Here is a 17,066-nt window from a genome sequence, read left to right on the forward strand (position 1 = left end):
CAAAAAAAGCTCCTGTTGTGGAGCTTTTTTTGATTCAGTTATATACGTGTTCTGTTAGATTTGTGCTTCTAGTTTTTGGGCAAGCACTGCTTTTGGTACGGCGCCTACTTGTTTGTCCACTATCTCGCCATTCTTGAAGAATAGAAGGGTAGGGATACTTCTAATGCCAAATTTGGAGGCTACAGCAGGGTTTGCATCTACATCCACTTTGCCAATTACGGCTTTTCCGTCATACTCACCAGCGATTTCTTCTACTACAGGCCCGATCATTTTACAAGGACCACACCATTCAGCCCAGAAGTCCACCAAGATAGGTTGGTCTGATTTGATGATTTCTTCAAAGTTCGCGTCGGTAATTTCAATTGCTTTTGCCATTTTATTGTGTGTTTTAAGTTTCAAATTTCCTCAAATATAATATTCTAAAGTATTTTAGGATTTATTTAGTTCCTTAATGAGGAAATTATTTTAGATTCCTGTGCTAAAGCCCTTGTGTTAGAGGATTTTGTACGCTAGCTCAGGGATGTTCTCCAATTCATTGATCATATCTTGTGATGGATCGATCAAAAATTTAGTAGATCTAAGGTCCACGGCAATCTTCTCTTTGACATCTGTTACATTGATAAAGAGCTTGGCTTCACCTTTGTACTTGGAAGTAATGGCTTCCAGCCTCTCCATCAGGTCGATTGTAAGGTCATCCAGGTTGATGTTTACCCTTAGTCCTTTGACCATTTTTCCACGGACTTCATTGAGCAGCATCATATTTCCAACTTTAAATTCCAGTTCGTCGGGATTCCAGCGTTTGCCCTGCACACTTCCTGTGAAGTATAAGAACCATCCAGTCATGAAATACTCTTTGTATTTGATGTAGTCTTCACCAAATAGAAAGAACGTATGGCCACCGTTATAGTCCTCTAGGGTCAATGTGCCAAAAGGGTTGCCGTTTTTGGTGGTACGATGGGCAAAGGACGTGACTACTCCGGCAGCTTTAATTTCACCTTTGGCTTTCAGTGCATCCGTATTGGAGAATTCGGACAAGGGCGTGTTGGTGAACGAGTCAAATTCTACCTTAAATTGATCCAATGGGTGGCCAGAAATATAAAGCCCAACGACTTCTTTTTCAATATTTAATTGTTGCAGTTGGCTAAATGGCTCTATCGGAGTGATGCTAGGCATCATAACTTCCATTCCAGCACCACCTCCAAAGAGGGAAACCTGGGAGCTTTCGGCTTCCTGGGCCTTCTTTTGGGCGTATTTGACTGCTTTTTCGATCAGGGTAGCGTCATTTTCGGCAGCCTCCAAGTATTGCCGCCTATGGTGGTCAGGGAAACAGTCAAAGCCTCCGGCCATGGCCAGTGATTCCAACGTTTTTTTATTGACAGAGCGCAAGTTTATACGTTGGGTAAAATCAAATATGTCCTTATAAGGGCCATTTTCTGCCCGCTCTTCAATGACCGAGTGAACGGCTGCACCACCCGCTCCTTTGATTGCCGCCAAGCCAAATCGAATTTGGCCTTCCTTATTTACCGTAAAGCCATCTTTGGACTCATTCACATCTGGTCCCAGTACTTCTATCCCCATGCGTTTACACTCTTCCATGAAGAAGGTGACTTGGGTGATGTCATTCATGTTATTGCTCAGTACGGACGCCATGTATTCGGCGGGGTAGTGGGCTTTTAGGTAGGCTGTTTGATAGGCTACCCAAGCATAGCAGGTGGAGTGGGACTTGTTAAAGGCATAGGAGGCAAAGGCTTCCCAGTCTTTCCAGATCTTTTCCAGCTTGGTTTTGTCATGGCCTTTTTCAGCGGCTTGGTTGACAAATTTAGGCTTCATTTTGTCCAGTACATCGCGGAGCTTTTTACCCATGGCCTTACGCAGCACATCGGCCTCACCCTTGGTAAATCCTGCCAGCTTTTGGGAGAGCAACATCACCTGTTCCTGGTACACCGTAATCCCGTAGGTTTCTTGGAGATATTCCTCCATATCATCGAGATCGTAGGCGATGGGTTCCAGGCCGTGCTTTCTTTTGATAAAGCTTGGGATGTATTCCAATGGTCCTGGGCGATAGAGTGCGTTCATGGCTATCAAGTCAGCAAACACCGTTGGCTTTAGCTCACGCATGTATTTCTGCATGCCGGGGGATTCATACTGGAATATCCCTACCGTTTCGCCACGCTGGAAAAGCTCATACGTTTCCGTGTCATCTATGGGGAAGTTTTCTGGATCCAGTTCCACACCGTGACGCTCCTTGACGATGCGAATGGCATCTTTGATCAGGGTGAGGGTTTTGAGCCCTAAGAAGTCCATTTTCAACAGGCCGGCATTCTCCACCACGGAGTTGTCAAACTGCGTGCAGTACATGTCCGAATCTTTCGCCAGCGCTACTGGGACGAAATTGGTAATATCATCTGGCGTGATGATGACCCCACAAGCGTGGATCCCTGTGTTTCTTACAGAGCCTTCCAGGATTTTGGCTTGGTTGATGGTTTTGGACAGGTCGTCATTGCCCTTGGAGATATTGATCAGCTCGTAGGCTTTGTCGATGTTCTCCGAATTGTTCTTAAGCTTGTCGGCCAGTTTAGCGCGGTCATTGGCCAGTCCAAAGAGTGCTTTTAGCTTGATGTCTGGCACTAGCTTGGCAAGGCGATCCGCATCCGACAAGGGCAGGTCCAAAGCTCTCGCGGTATCACGGATGGCCGATTTGGCTGCCATGGTACCATAAGTGATGATCTGGGCCACCTGATTGGCACCATATTTCTCGATCACATAATCGATGACTTTTTGACGGCCATGGTCATCAAAGTCAATATCAATATCGGGGAGGGAAACCCTGTCTGGATTAAGGAATCTCTCAAAAAGGAGATCGTAGGCGATTGGATCCACATTGGTAATACCGATACAGTAGGCTACCGCAGAGCCGGCGGCAGATCCCCTGCCTGGCCCCACAGATACGCCCATTTCACGTGCTGCTGTGGTAAAATCCTGTACGATCAGGAAGTACCCAGGGTAACCAGTGTTTGCAATAATAGAAAGTTCAAAATCCAGCCGTTCCCTGATTTCTTCCGTGATCTCTGGATAGCGCCTCTTGGCTCCTTCATAAGTGAGGTGGCGCAAGAAGGCATTTTCCCCACGCTTGCCACCGTCTTCATCATCTTGTGGGTCTTGGAACCGCTCTGGAATGTTGAACTTGGGAAGTAAAACATCCCTTTCCAGCTTGTAGGCCTCTACCTTTTCGATGATTTCATTGGTGCACTCGATGGCTTCGGGGAGATCGGCGAAGAGCTTTTTCATCTCTTCGGGTGTCTTGATATAGAACTCCTCGTTAGGGAAACCGTAGCGGAATTCCCGGCCTTTTTTGCCTATGTACCTTTTCGGCTTATCGACTTTCTCCCCATCTTTTACGCAGAGAAGGATGTCGTGGGCCTTGGCGTCATTTTTGGTGTTGTAATAGGTACTATTGGCTGCGAAATACTTGACATCGTATTTTTGGGCAAAGCGCAATAGGACTTCGTTTACTTTTTCTTCTTCGGGGATTCCGTGACGGTTCAGTTCGACGTAAAAGTCCTCTCCAAACTGCTCTTTCCACCATACAAAAGCTTCTTCGGCTTGTGTTTCGCCGACGTTCAGGATAAGGAACGGGATTTCTCCCCAAAGTCCACCGGTAGTAGCGATGATGTCTCCTTTGTATTGGACCAATAGTTCCTTGTCAATCCTAGGCAAATAATAAAAGCCTTGCGTGTAGGCAAATGAAGCCAATTTGGCTAAGTTGTGATAGCCCGCTTTGTTTTTGGCAAGCAAGACCGTCTGGAAGCCTCCGTCTTTTTGGGACTTGTTTTGATGATCCCGGCAGATGTTAAATTCACAGCCCACTACTGGCTTGATGTCGTTTGACATGGCTTCTTTTACAAAATGGAAAGCAGCCATCATATTGCCGTGATCCGTCATCGCAATGGCGGGCATATTGAATTCCTTGGCCCTGGCGACCATTGCAGGGATTTCTGAGGTGGCCTGCAGGATGGAGTATTGGGTGTGGACATGGAGGTGGCTGAAAGGGATGTCCACTAGGTTGGTGATGTCTGCTTTTCTCGCTTGCTTGATGACATCTTGGGCAGCTTCCTTCTGTTGGTCCTTAGCAGCGGCAAAGTTGGCAGCGTCGAGTTTTGGTGGTTCGTAGATGACATCTTCCACCGTAAGGCCATCTACGGGAGGCTGTACCTCGGCAGTGATCAGTCCAAAGAAGCACTTGGCTGTTGCGTCCACGTCATAAGCGGCATCGTGGGCATCCTCAAATCCCACTCCGAAGAGTTTTTGATGGAGCTCTGTCAGTGTTGGCCATTTGTATTTACCACCTTTGCCTCCGGGGATGGCGCAGAAATCAGTGGAAATGTCCTTGGTGTCCAGTTCCTGCTTTTCGAGTAGTTGCATGGGCAGGTCCACTCTCAAAAACTCCGCACCGCAGACATTGATGTCAAAACCGATATTGTGGCCGACCAGATAGGTGGCTTTTTCTACATCCTTGTGGAAGATTTCCAATACCTTCTTTAGGTCATGGCCTTCTTTCAATGCGCGGTCCGTGGAGATGCCATGGACTTTTTCGGCATTATAAGGAATGGTAAAACCTTCAGGCTTGACAATATAGTTTTGGTTGGAAATCAGTTTGCCCCGCTCATCATGGAGCTGCCAAGCCAGCTGTACGAGCCGTGGCCAGTTGTCCAGATCGGTGATGGGGGCATTGTAGTTCCTGGGTAAACCAGTGGTTTCGGTATCAAAAATAATGTACATAAGGACTCCTTGGATTTTTAGGATTTGGGGAATCTAAATTAAGCTTAAACTTTTGAATCTGCCAGTGGGAAGACGGTAATTGTCCCAGTATTTTGAGTGGTTGAAAAATTTGAAAAGTACAAATTGAAAGATTGTCCTTCAGCTTTTGGCTACTTTGTACTTATGGTTCCACTTCGCCTCAGGGTATTCTTACTTATTGATTATCCGGCCAAAGAACAATACCACAACAAACAGATATTACTCAAAACAGGCTGCAACGTCGGGTTTTTCAGGGATGTTTGATAGGAGATGGGCTTTTTTCTTTCCTGAATTTTCATTATATTGAAGTGTAAAATTTTAGACGGATACTTTGTCAAAATCACACCAAAATAAAGTTTGTCTTCTCTTCTTTTTAATAAAACCACAAGATAATTATGGGAAAAACAATTATTGTTTCTAACAGGCTACCTGTTAGTTTACGGCATAAAAACGGGAAATTTGAATTTAAACCTAGCGCAGGAGGGCTGGCCACCGGTCTAGGGTCTATTTATCAAGAAGGAGAGAATATTTGGATCGGGTGGCCTGGCAATGACGTAGAGGATCCCGAGCAACGAGCGGAAATCATCATTGAGCTACATGAGCTGAAGATGGCGCCCGTTTTTTTGACCAGACAAGATATTGAACAGTTTTATGAAGGTTTTAGTAACGAGACACTTTGGCCTGCATTTCATTATTTTACCCAAAACATCAATTACGATGAGGAGCACTGGGAGGCCTATGTACGGGTAAACAGGATGTTTTGTGATGCAATCATGAAGAAAGCAGACCCGGACGATACCATCTGGGTACATGATTACCAGCTGCTGCTTTTGCCCCAGATGCTGCGCGAGAAGCTGCCCAATGCCACCATTGCTTTTTTCCAACACATTCCTTTTCCTTCTTACGAGGTCGTGAGGATGTTGCCGTGGAGACATGAGATTTTGTCTGGCATGTGTGGCGCAGACCTGATCGGATTTCATACGTATGATGACATGAGGCACTTTCTAAGTGCAGTGGGCCGGATCATGGGCTTGTCCAATGAGAGTGGCTATATCCAAGCCGAAAATCGACTCATCAATGTGGATAGCTTCCCAATGGGAATCGATTATGACAAATTTGCCAAATCCGCCAAATCGCAAAAGACCCAAAATATCGCCAATAAATATTTGGAATTGCTCGGCGATCAGAAGCTACTGCTTTCGATAGATCGCTTGGACTATTCCAAGGGGATCCCAAAACGGATCGAGGCCTTTGACAGGTTTCTGGAAGAGAATCCCGAGTATCACGGCAAGGTGTCCATGATCATGGTGGTGGTGCCATCACGTGACAAGGTGAAGTCTTATCAGCGCCTGAAGGAGGAAATAGATACATTGGTAGGGCGAATTAACAGTGATTATTCTACCCTGAACTGGGTGCCGATTCATTATTTCTATAGGAGTTTTCCATTTGAGGAGCTGATAGCCTTCTACTCAATGTCTGACATTGCCTTGGTGACCCCATTACGGGATGGGATGAACTTGGTGTGCAAGGAGTTTGTGGCCAGCAAAGTGGATAAAAAAGGCGTATTGATCCTTTCTGAAATGGCCGGAGCCAGCAAGGAACTTCAGGATGCCATTTTGGTCAATCCCAACGACAACAAAGGGGTGGCGGATGCAATCAAGCAGGCCATCACCATGCCCGAAAAAGAACAGCGGGCCAGAATCCTATCCATGCAGGAGACCATCCAGCGCTATGATGTGTTCCAGTGGGTGACCGTCTTTATGGATCGCCTACAGTATGTAAAACAAAAGCAACTCGACCTGCAGTCAAAAGAAGTGGACGCCGATGTCATCAGTGAACTGCACGAGCATTTCAAAAAGGCCAAGAAGCCAATTTTGTTCTTGGATTATGATGGTACATTGGTCGGGTTTAAGGGCAAGCCTGAAGAAGCAAGTCCTGATGAAGAATTGAAAAGCCTGGTGAGTAGACTGTCCAAAAAATCCCAAGTGGTGGTCATCAGCGGCAGGGATAAGGAAACCCTTGGCAAATGGTTTAAAGGACAAAAAGTGGATATTATTGCCGAGCATGGTGTGTGGCTGAAGATCAATGGTGGAAAAGATTGGGAACTGTATGCCGACATAGATGATCATTGGAAGCCGGATATCAGGTCTGTGATGGAATATTATGTCCAGCGTACTCCGGGAGCACATATTGAAGAAAAGCACCATTCCTTGGTTTGGCATTATCGCAAAGTGGAAAGCGGACTCGGTGACCTGAGAATGAGGGAGCTGTTCAGCCACTTGAAATACATGGCCAGAGGACATAACCTGCAAGTGCTGGAAGGAAACAAGGTGTTGGAAATCAAGCGTCCTGACATCAATAAAGGACGGGCAGCCACTGCTTTCATGAAAGGAAATAGTTATGATTTTATCTTGGCGATTGGAGACGACTGGACCGATGAGGATACCTTCCAAGCAATGCCTGAAGGTGCATTCAGCATCCGTGTTGGCTACAGCTATACCAAGGCCAATTACAATATCAAGAGCCCAAAAGAGGTGAGGTATTTATTGAATAAGCTGACTTGATATTTCAAGTATAAAGTCATCGGATAGTCAGCATAATTAATTGTAAGTTGATCTGGGAAAAGGCTTATTTTCTCGGGTCAACTTGTTTTTTTATACGTTTGTGCGTTCTGATAGGACGCAGATGATTAAGGTTTGCGCTGAATTTATTATCGGACTCAGATTGCCGGGTGCTCAGATGTGATGTACCTACGGCACATTGCAGATGGCTGGTGGATGCGGCTGTTACCAAGCTTTCATACCTACGGCATGATGCTCTTAAGCTTACGGTAAAAGTTTGGTGATACTTCGAGCCAAGCTTTTCATGAAACCGCCGAATAAGCGGTTATGAGTTACTGTCGTACGACTGATTTTGAAGCAGTTTCAGGTCGCAACAGATAGGCTAATGCATATTCCGGGTTTAAACGAAAAGAGGATGTTTTTCGATTCCCTAACACTATCCCCGTCCTCTGCAGAGCTGATCAGAAAGTCCCCTTTAGGGGGTTGGGGGTATTTTGACGAATTTCCTTCGATAGCAACACCTTTGCTTGGGCGACAATAGTTTTGAGTTAAAAACTCTATGCTAGTTGTTCCGACAGCTGTGCTGTAGGAACAACGGGGTTACAGAATCCCCCTATTGTGCCCTCCTATGTGCCTAATGTGGTTGTCTAATAAGGTAACTACTTTACGTTACTTTCCTTACGTCCTGGATTTTGGGTTTATTCTCCCGTCGTTTTCTTTTCTGAAGGTATCCCTAGCGGAATGTCGATTACCACCAAGCAGCCTTTTCCCGGTCGGCTTTCGATGTCGAATGTTCCATTGAGCATCTGCACTTTAGCTTCTATCCCCAGTAGTCCGAAGCCACTGGTGACTTTTTGTTGGTCCATGCCAAGTCCGTTATCTTCTATCGTGATATTGAGTGAGTCCCCGTGATGGATAAGCTGTAAATGTAGACGGGAGGCTTGGGCATGTTTTAGGGTGTTTTGGACGAGTTCTTGGCAGATGCGGTAGATGGTGAGTTCTATTTGCTCAGCTAATCGCTCCTCCATTCCCAGTATTTGTAGTTCTCCCTGAATTTGACCACTCACATTGATTTGCTCCACTAAGGTTTGTAATGCGGAAGGAAGCCCAAAGCGCCGTAGCGATACCGGGGACATATTGTGTGCGATTCTCCTTACTTCTTCAATGGCTTCATCCATTTTCCGGAGGGTGTCTTGGTGGCCTTTGATGTGGGGAGACTGGAGATTCTGTAAGCCTTGAAGTTGGATTTTTATAGTGGACAGCAGTGACCCTAGGCTGTCATGCAGGTCACCTGCGATGCGCTTTCTTTCGTCTTCCTGTGTTTGGATGAGGTCCTTGAGGTGATTGTTTTTTTGTTGTTCGATGAAAGATACCAGTTGCTTTTTCTCTTCTATTTCTTTTCTGATCTCTTGGTTGAGCAGGAGCGTTTTTTCGTGCGTTCGGGCATTTTCTATGATCATTCCGCCTTGGTTGGCGATGATACGAATCCAGCTAGCCAAGTCTTCCGAAAAGTGATCTTCTGTCTGACTGTTTTCTAGGTAGATCACCATGGAGAGGTAGCCGTTGATGTTTATGGGCTGGATAAGGAATGACTGCACACCGCTATTTTTTAACGCAGCGATTTCCGAGAAACTACTTTCTTTTGATAGGTCATTTACGATGAGCGGAGACTGAGTACGGTGGCACATGAGCATTAATCCTGACGGAAGAGGAGCTGCTTTACCGCTTTTGGGAAGTAGGTGCAGGGATTTTTGATCGATAATGTCGCCATTGTTTTCAATCCACTCTATGCCTGTTCTGTCTGTTCCGGAGATCCTCATCAAAAGCACCATCAGCTTCTTGGAAAGAGGGTCTAGCTCTAGGTCCCCGCTCAGCTCCCTCAGTACCGTTTCGATATTGGGCTGGAGGTTTTTGGAGTGATTATTCAGCAGTATTTGGTATTGCTGGTTCAATTGCTGTTCCTTAGCCACCCCTTCCCATTCCTTATAAGCTTTGATGGATGCTTTGAGATGCTTGAGGGCAGCAGTTTTTTCTGATTTGCTCAGCAGGTATTTGGCGAACAGTTCATTTGCCAGCGCTAGGTCATAATGGTTTTCCCTGGCTTCATGGATAGCATTTTGATATTGTTTCGAAACAGCATCCATTTGATCGCCATGTATTCTAGCCCACTCCGCATTAAGCAGCCAATAAGTAGAGGCGTAGTTTTCTGGTGCATGGAGGTGCCAAAGGGCACAATCCGTTCGGATTTCTTCGAGTGCTTCAAGGTGGTCTGGGGCTTCATCAAGCGGAAGGTTATGCCAATTTTGGGTGATTGAGAGGAACAATAGTACTAAATTGGCAGGAACCAAAGGGGAGCCTTCCTGAAGTTTGCGATTGGCATTGGCTTCTTTGGCGCACCGGGCAGCTTGCTCATAATGCCCAAAAAGGAAGTAATATCTCGCCCACACATGATTACGGTAAAAACGTTCTTCTTGAATGGTGAGCTTGGCCGCCAACCAACTGGGCTGTTGTCGAGGAATGGAGAAGAACGTACGTTCACCTGTCAAATACCGAATGAGACTTTTTTGGTAATGGGTGATGTAGTAGGTCAGCTCCATGCCGGGATAGGATTCCTCAAAGGTGAAATCAAGCAAGGAGCGTATTGGGCTTCCTGAAAGAAAATGCAGGTTGAAAAGGTGGGTTTTGAGAATGTACAGACCAATGAGATCTCCCGCTTTTCGTCCCGCGTCCATTCCTTCATTTAGCAGGGGGACACTATGCTCAAAGGCTTTTTTCCATGGCTGGATATAAAATGCAAACACCCCAAAAACCCTACACCGGTACTGCATGTCCTCTAAGCTTTGGTTGATGTGAAGTCCTTTCACTCCGAGCTGATAGCCCTGGTCAATATTATTGGCGATGATGTTCATTCTGCCATAACTCACATAACCAATGGCTTTTACCCCTTCGTCTTTGCTATTTTGAGCCCTGCTGATGATTTGTAAGGCTGCCCAGATCATCAAAGTGTCAGCAGTGTGGTGGAGGGCCATCCCACCAACATACAGCAGTTTTAGGATAAAGTGTTGATTTGTAGGGTCTTCATGAGAATTGTTGCTGGGCTCCTTTGTGATAGCTATTTCTTGACTCAGGTGGATGTTGGCGGCTTGGATATTGGCCTCTTCGGTGGGGAGGGTAAGTCCAAGCTCGGAAAGTGCTTCTTGAAGGATAGAGACTACTTTTCGGTATCTCCCAAGGTGGTTATTGATGGTGATTTTAAGGATGTAACTTTCGGCTCTTTTTCTTGGGTCAAGTAGCCTTTCCAGCAAATGGTCAAGGTGGATTTCTGCCAAGTCATATTCACCAAGGTAATACTCCACTTTTGCCCTTTCCATATTGGTTTCCCAATAAAGGTCTTTGATAGTTTCCCAAGAAAGGAGCTTAAAAAGGTCGGAACTGGTTTTCAGAAAATGCCTGGCTTGGTCGAAGCCATTGTCCTGTTTTTGCAGCTTTCCTACCTGCAGATTGAGCTTTGCGCAGAGTAGGATATCGTCTTTTTCTTTGACTAGGTCAAGTGACTGGTTGAGGTGCTGGGCGGCCAAGACTTTTTCGGTATTACTGAGCTGGGAAAATTCCTTCTGGAGGATGTCTTTGCCAATAAGATAGTGGAGATGGACTTTTTCTGTGAGCGGAATGCCTTCATAGATCACTTCGCCAATGTAGGTTTCGGAAAACCTGAAATCACCGTCTTGCATGGTGAGCAAGCCTGTCTCCAAGGCTTCTTGAAGGCTTTTTAGAAGGAGGTGTTCATTGTTTTTAAATAGAGAAAGCAGCACTTGCTTGTTATAGCTACCGATACACGATAGCCACGTGAGCAAGTTTCTTGTAGGGCTACTGAGTGCCTTTAACCTGCCCCAAAGGACGTCACGGCTACTTTGTCCGTTAAATCGTTCTTGAATTTTTGCAATGTCTCCTGACCATATGCCATGGCTTAGTCCAATCAATTTTTCTGCCTTGAGACTTTCTGCTAGTACCTGCATGTGACTTGGGTTTCCTTCACATAGTTCGTGGAACAATTGGTGAAGAGAAGCAGTGACAGGGGCCCCCATGATTTCTTCAAGAAAAGCATTGGTTTGTTCCGTCCGTAGTCCGTACAATGGGATGATCTCAAGGTTTTTGGTCTCAAAATTCAACCATTCCATCAGCTGGTTTACCCTCAAAATAGCCGTCTTGGAATCCCTGCTGGCACCGATCAGACGGAGCTGTTTGGGGGATAGACGAAGCAAAAGAAAATGCAGTAGGTTTACACTGGAGCCATCCATCCATTGCATATTGTCAATAAAAATCAACAGCGGTTTGCCCAAAAAGTCACTTAAAAAACCAAACAGGACACTGAAAAGTGAGTAAAGTTGGTTTTCTACTTTTGGCGTTGGGGAGTTGGGGGGCGTAGTGTCTTTGCCGATCAGTAAGGTCAGCTCAGGAATATAATCAAAAAGGAGCGGGAAGTGCTCACCAAGTTTCTTTTTGAGCTGACTGGAGAAGGCTTCGGACTGCTCGGGAGCCATTTCCTTGTATACTTTTCGCAAAAACTCTCCTATCCCGATTTTGATCCCGGCATAGGGGATGTAGCGCTGTTGTTGGAGGTGGCTGATGGGGATCAGCAAGTAGTCTTTTTTGTATAAGTTCAAATATTGCTCCACCAAATGGGTCTTTCCTACCCCTGAGGGCCCCGTAATGATAAGTCCACATGGGGAGGATGGCCCAGATTGTAACGGCTGCTTAATGAATCCATCCAGTTTTTTGGCGAGCTCCGGGTGGTGGGTGATGAGTGAAATGGAGGAGGCAGCTGGATAGGGCATGGTGTGAAAGGGGGATTATTTTGACATCATCGGCTAATGTGAATGACTTTTGGTTTTACTGTCGTTTGTATCAATCAAGTGATCTTTTTGAACAGTCAATTTAGGTCTTTTACTTTTTCATTGCCAGTAATAGTCCCAAATAAGTAAGTGCACCATTGACCAAGAGGATTTCAAAACCAAATTGATAGCCGCCAAACCACTCCACCGAATGGCTGTCCAAAATATAACAGATCACTGGGGAGGAGAGGCAGATGAAGGGCACCCATTTGTCTTTTACCTTTAATTTATTGGAGAGGCCAAAGGCAAATAGTCCCAGCAATGGCCCGTAAGTAAATCCTGCTGCTTTGAATACAGCACTCACCACGCTACTGTTATTGAGCAGGTCAAACACCACAATAACCACGAAGATCAGCACCGTAAATCCGATATGGACTTTTAGGCGGGTGACTTTTTGGTTGAGGTGTTTCTTGGTGGGCAATTGTAGGAGGTCTACACAGAAGGACGTGGTCAGTGCCGTCAAGGCTGAATCAGCACTGGAAAAGGCTGCGGCGATAATTCCAAGCAGAAAGGTAATGCCGGCCAACGTACCAAAATGATCCAAAGCAAGGAAAGGGTAAAGCTCATCCGTGCTCTCTGGAAGGGCAATGTTGTTTTGGGCGGCAAAGTAGTACAGCAAGACTCCTAGGGATAGGAAAAAGAGGTTGGAAATAAAGAAGCTGATCGAAAACCACAGGATATTCTTTTTGGCTTCTTTTTGGTCTTTGCAGGTAAGGTTTTTTTGCATGACATTTTGATCCAGTCCGTTCATGGTGATGGTGATAAAAACACCGGCAAAAAACATCTTAAAGAAGTTCTTATTGGACAGTGGATCCCATTCAAATACCGTCGAGAGGGGGCTTTCCTCGATGACATTCGTGAGCTCACTTATATTGAGGTCTAGCTGCTGGCTGATGATCACGATGCTGATGATGACGGCCAGCAACAGAAAAGTCGTCTGTAGGGTGTCCGTCCATACGATGGTCTTGATGCCGCCTTTGTAGGTGTAGATCCATATCAACGTGGCAGTGGTCAGTACGGTCACAAAGAAGGGGATGTTATAGGCATCAAAAAAAGCCAACTGTAGGACTGTAGCGGCCAGAAATAGCCGAAAAGATGCTCCGATCGTTTGGGAAACCAAGAAGATCACCGATCCTGAGAGGTAAGCCTTTGGGCCAAATCTATCCCGGAGGTACTCATATATTGAGATGAGATTGAGCCGGTAGAAGAGCGGGATCAATATCATGGCGATCACTGCATACCCGACCATATTCCCCATGACAAATTGCAGGTAATTCCAGGAAGAATTACCTACTTCGCCAGGGACAGAGATAAAGGTCACCCCAGAAAGTGATGCCCCCACCATGCCAAATGCCACCAGATACCAAGGTGATTGCCTGTTGGCAGTATAAAACGTCAGGTCATCTGTTTTTCTCGAGGTCAGGTAACTGATCAAGAGAAGCAGCAAGAAGTAAGATGAGATGACGATGAATACGAGTGATTGGCTCATGGGAATGCATTATTTGTTTTGACACTTTACTCTTTGTTCTTTATGCTAATCATGATTTTTTACTCTCCCTTAACCTGCTTTCTTTTACCCTTGGTGTCAACGGTGATGATTGGGGATAGCACGCTTTCATTATGAAGCCTGTCCACGGCGGTGATGCCATAATGATAAGTACTCCGTTTCTGAATAGTCGTGTCTTTCCAGTTTTGCAGGGCGTATGGAGACTTGGGTACTTTGGCGATGATTTGCGCCGGATTATTGAGGTCCAAGGCTCCTTCCTTTTCGCATCGGTAAATTACAAAATAACTGGCATCTTCCTTTAAGCTTTCCTGCCAATTCAGGATGATCCCCGTTTCAGGGCTGCCTGTCGCCGTGATGTGATCAGGAGCAGAAGGGGCGGATTGGCTGATCCAGGGCATGATGGGAGGGAGGGAAGGATGGGGATAAACTTTCTCCAATTGGGAATTGACGTTTTCCTTGTTTTGGACAATGGTCTTGGCACTGAAGAACATGCTTCCTTTTACGATAGGGAAATTTCTGTTGTACTGGATTTGATTGACCACTTCTTGGTGGTCTTCCCAGCCTTTCTGTCCCACACGATAGATCCCTTGGCCGATATAAACGTGGCGATCATAGCTGTTTTCTGCCCACCAGGCTACCAAGGTTTTGTATTCGGCCAGTTCAAATCCTATATGCCAGTAGATTTGTGGTGTCACATAATCGATCCAGCCTTCTTTTAGCCATTTGAGGACGTCCGCGTAGAGGTCGTCATAGTTGGTCTGTCCAGCTTTGGTGGCGGATCCTCTGGGATCTACATCGTCGTTACGCCATACCCCAAATGGGCTGATACCGAATTTTACGAAGGGTTTTTCTGCTTTGATCCTCTTGGAAAGTTCTTCGACAAAGTAGTCCACATTATGTCTTCTCCATTCTCCAATGTCCGTAAATCGTTTGCCATATTGAGCAAAAGACCCGCTGTCGGGGAAATTTTCTCCCGCTATTTTGTAAGGATAGAAATAATCGTCAAAGTGAACCGCATCAAGGTCATAGTGCTTGACCACTTCAATGATGGACTGCAGGACAAACTCCTGTGCTTCTGGAATACCGGGATCGTAATACCACTTCCCACCGTACTGCACAAACCAGTCTGGGTGTTTTACCAAAGGGTGCTCGGCCGAAGGGACAAAATCAGGACTGTTGGAAGCCCTGTAGGGATTAAACCAAGCATGGAATTCCAAGTTCCTTTTTTTTGCCTCATCGATCATAAAGGCCAATGGGTTGTAATAGGGTTTGGGCGGAGTTGCTTGTTTGCCCGTGAGATAAGCGGACCAAGGTTCATAACTGGACGGGTAGAAAGTGTCGGCAGTAGGGCGGATTTGCATGACGATGGCATTCATTCCAGCGGCAGCCAGCGTGTCCAAAAGTTGGACGTATTCTTCTTTCTGCTCAGCTGCGCTAAGTCCCGGTTGGCTTGGCCAGTCGATGTTGTTGACCGTAGCGATCCACGCGGCTCGTAGTTCCCGCTTGGGAGATTCTTGGGCCATTGCCGACCCAAAGATCAGGAGACTTATAAAAAAGAATACCGCAGTTCGTGTCTTGGTAAACGTCATGATAGTTTTAGGTTTTTTGATATGCTTCAATGGCTTTTTTTACAGAGCCGTGTGCTGTCAATAGGTTCAGTGCTGTTTCTTCGTCCAGCTCTGGGATTTCTTCCTGAATCATGCTTATGCCTCTTTTTACCAGTTTTTGGTTGCTGAGTTGCATATTGACCATTTTGTTGCCTTTCACCTTGCCGAGCAAAATCATCAGGCTGGTGCTGATCATGTTCAGGACAAGCTTTTGGGCAGTTCCGGACTTCATTCGAGTACTCCCCGTGACAAACTCAGGCCCCACTTCCACTTCTATGGGATAGTCAGCTTTGGTAGAGATCAGGGCATTGGTATTGCAGGAGATGCTTCCTGTCAGCATTCCGTGCGCTTTGGCGGTATGTAAACCTCCCAGTACATATGGGGTTTTGCCAGAGGCCGCAATGCCAATGAGGATATCCTTTTCGGTGATTTGCTGGGCCTTTAGATCCATCCAAGCTTGGTCGAGATTGTCTTCTGCACCTTCTACCGCATGGCGAATGGCCTTGTCTCCACCGGCAATCAGCCCACAGACCAGTTCCGGTGAAGCCCCATAAGTAGGTGGTATTTCGGAGGCATCCAAGATTCCCAGCCTTCCGGAAGTGCCAGCACCGATATAGAAAAGCCTTCCTCCTTTGGCCATTTTACCAGCGGCTGCTGTGACTAGTTTTTCGATTTGCGGAATAGCCGCTTGGACTGCGGTGGCTACTTTTTGATCTTCTTGATTAATGTTTGCCAAAAGTTCATTGGCGTTCATCTTTTCTAAATCCTCATAAAGTGAGGAAGTTTCCGTAATGAGAGAATTGAGCTCAGACATGATGTTATTTGATAGCGGGCACTGTTTGGCAATGGTATTTTACCAGCCCATTCATAGGGTGTTGAACGATTTTATTGATTGCTAATCCGTATTCGGCGGCGGTGCTGTGAAGGAAATCACTGAAGTGGTAAGCAATGGAGCCAGTGAAGGTGATGGCTTTGGACAGGGGTTTTTCATCGTAGGCCAAGACGTAATATTCAAAGAATTTTCTGAAGTTGTCCTTAAGGATCTTTTCACAGGCCTTATGGTGAGCGTATTTCAACAAGAAGGGCGTAAAAGAGGCCAAAAATCGGTTGGCTTGTGGTTTATTGTAAATTTTATCCAGCATTTGCCGCAGGTCCATAGGATAGGTGGCATGAAAGTCCTCCCTTATTTCAGCGTCTATTTTCTCCTGAAGGATGAGTGAAATCAGGTCTTTGCAGAGGACTGTCCCGCTGCCCCAGTCTGCCAAAATGTATCCCAGTGAAGGGACATTGTCGATGATGCCGTGTCCATCATAGACGCAAGAGTTGGCTCCTGTTCCGAGGATGCAGGTAATGCCCTGCTGACCCTGTAGCAGGCTTCTGGCTGCCCCGAGAATGTCTCCATAAACTTCCGTGGGGTACTTGATGGGCAATACTGACTCGATGGCATTTTTCACTTGATCGACTTTCTCAGGAAGGCCACAACCTGCACCATAGAAAATCACCTTTTCCACTCCATTGGTGATGGGGGCTACTTCTTTTTTGATGATCTGTGCGATCTCAGTTTCGGTCAAAAAATAAGGGTTAAGGCCCTTGCATTGCACTGCATCGATGGTATTTCCCTCTTCATCCACCAATCTCCAATCGGTCTTGGTGGATCCACTATCTGCGATTAACAGCATATTGATCAGTTTAATTTGACAAA

8 protein-coding genes are annotated in these 17,066 nt (G+C 46.0%); 1 reads left to right on the top strand and 7 read right to left on the bottom strand.

Going from position 1 to position 17,066, the window contains the following annotated elements:
- Positions 1 to 54 precede the first annotated feature (54 nt).
- On the bottom strand, positions 55 to 375 hold the full coding sequence (gene trxA / locus DN752_RS15765; RefSeq protein WP_112784837.1) for a thioredoxin: 321 nt from the start codon (positions 373 to 375) through the stop codon (positions 55 to 57).
- A 117-nt stretch (positions 376 to 492) separates the two neighbouring features.
- Positions 493 to 4,779 (bottom strand): DNA polymerase III subunit alpha, encoded by a 4,287-nt coding sequence (gene dnaE / locus DN752_RS15770; protein WP_112784838.1) that lies wholly within the window; start codon positions 4,777 to 4,779, stop codon positions 493 to 495.
- 413 nt (positions 4,780 to 5,192) lie between these two features.
- Between dnaE and DN752_RS15780 the strand changes: the two genes are divergently transcribed.
- Complete coding sequence (locus DN752_RS15780) at positions 5,193 to 7,361, top strand: bifunctional alpha,alpha-trehalose-phosphate synthase (UDP-forming)/trehalose-phosphatase (protein WP_112784840.1); 2,169 nt, start codon at positions 5,193 to 5,195, stop codon at positions 7,359 to 7,361.
- A gap of 695 nt (positions 7,362 to 8,056) precedes the next feature.
- On the opposite strand, the gene DN752_RS15785 is transcribed toward DN752_RS15780, so the two are convergent.
- The 5 genes from DN752_RS15785 to DN752_RS15805 all read right to left on the bottom strand — a co-directional run bounded on the left by DN752_RS15785 (position 8,057) and on the right by DN752_RS15805 (position 17,043).
- Positions 8,057 to 12,193: an AAA family ATPase gene (locus tag DN752_RS15785; RefSeq protein ID WP_112784841.1), complete on the bottom strand. Its 4,137-nt coding sequence runs from the start codon at positions 12,191 to 12,193 to the stop codon at positions 8,057 to 8,059.
- 109 nt (positions 12,194 to 12,302) lie between these two features.
- On the bottom strand, positions 12,303 to 13,739 hold the full coding sequence (locus DN752_RS15790; RefSeq protein WP_112784842.1) for a sodium:solute symporter: 1,437 nt from the start codon (positions 13,737 to 13,739) through the stop codon (positions 12,303 to 12,305).
- A gap of 59 nt (positions 13,740 to 13,798) precedes the next feature.
- Positions 13,799 to 15,346, bottom strand: a complete 1,548-nt coding sequence (locus tag DN752_RS15795; RefSeq protein WP_112786578.1) for a glycoside hydrolase family 10 protein — start codon at positions 15,344 to 15,346, stop codon at positions 13,799 to 13,801.
- Positions 15,347 to 15,353: 7 nt separating this feature from the next.
- Positions 15,354 to 16,178 carry an N-acetylmuramic acid 6-phosphate etherase gene (gene murQ / locus DN752_RS15800; RefSeq protein WP_112784843.1) on the bottom strand — a complete coding sequence of 275 codons (825 nt, stop codon included), beginning with the start codon at positions 16,176 to 16,178 and terminating at the stop codon, positions 15,354 to 15,356.
- A 4-nt stretch (positions 16,179 to 16,182) separates the two neighbouring features.
- A complete protein-coding gene (locus tag DN752_RS15805; protein WP_112784844.1) occupies positions 16,183 to 17,043 on the bottom strand; it encodes a BadF/BadG/BcrA/BcrD ATPase family protein in 861 nt (286 codons plus the stop codon).
- Positions 17,044 to 17,066: the final 23 nt, after the last annotated feature.

Origin of the sequence: Echinicola strongylocentroti (assembly GCF_003260975.1) — a bacterium.
GTDB classification, from domain to species: domain Bacteria; phylum Bacteroidota; class Bacteroidia; order Cytophagales; family Cyclobacteriaceae; genus Echinicola; species Echinicola strongylocentroti.

Coding starts and splice junctions, on each gene's coding strand:
- trxA (WP_112784837.1), bottom strand. CDS start 375: ATGGCAAAAGCAATTGAAATTACCGACGCGAACTTTGAAGAAATCATC.
- dnaE (WP_112784838.1), bottom strand. CDS start 4,779: ATGTACATTATTTTTGATACCGAAACCACTGGTTTACCCAGGAACTAC.
- DN752_RS15780 (WP_112784840.1), top strand. CDS start 5,193: ATGGGAAAAACAATTATTGTTTCTAACAGGCTACCTGTTAGTTTACGG.
- DN752_RS15785 (WP_112784841.1), bottom strand. CDS start 12,193: ATGCCCTATCCAGCTGCCTCCTCCATTTCACTCATCACCCACCACCCG.
- DN752_RS15790 (WP_112784842.1), bottom strand. CDS start 13,739: ATGAGCCAATCACTCGTATTCATCGTCATCTCATCTTACTTCTTGCTG.
- DN752_RS15795 (WP_112786578.1), bottom strand. CDS start 15,346: ATGACGTTTACCAAGACACGAACTGCGGTATTCTTTTTTATAAGTCTC.
- murQ (WP_112784843.1), bottom strand. CDS start 16,178: ATGTCTGAGCTCAATTCTCTCATTACGGAAACTTCCTCACTTTATGAG.
- DN752_RS15805 (WP_112784844.1), bottom strand. CDS start 17,043: ATGCTGTTAATCGCAGATAGTGGATCCACCAAGACCGATTGGAGATTG.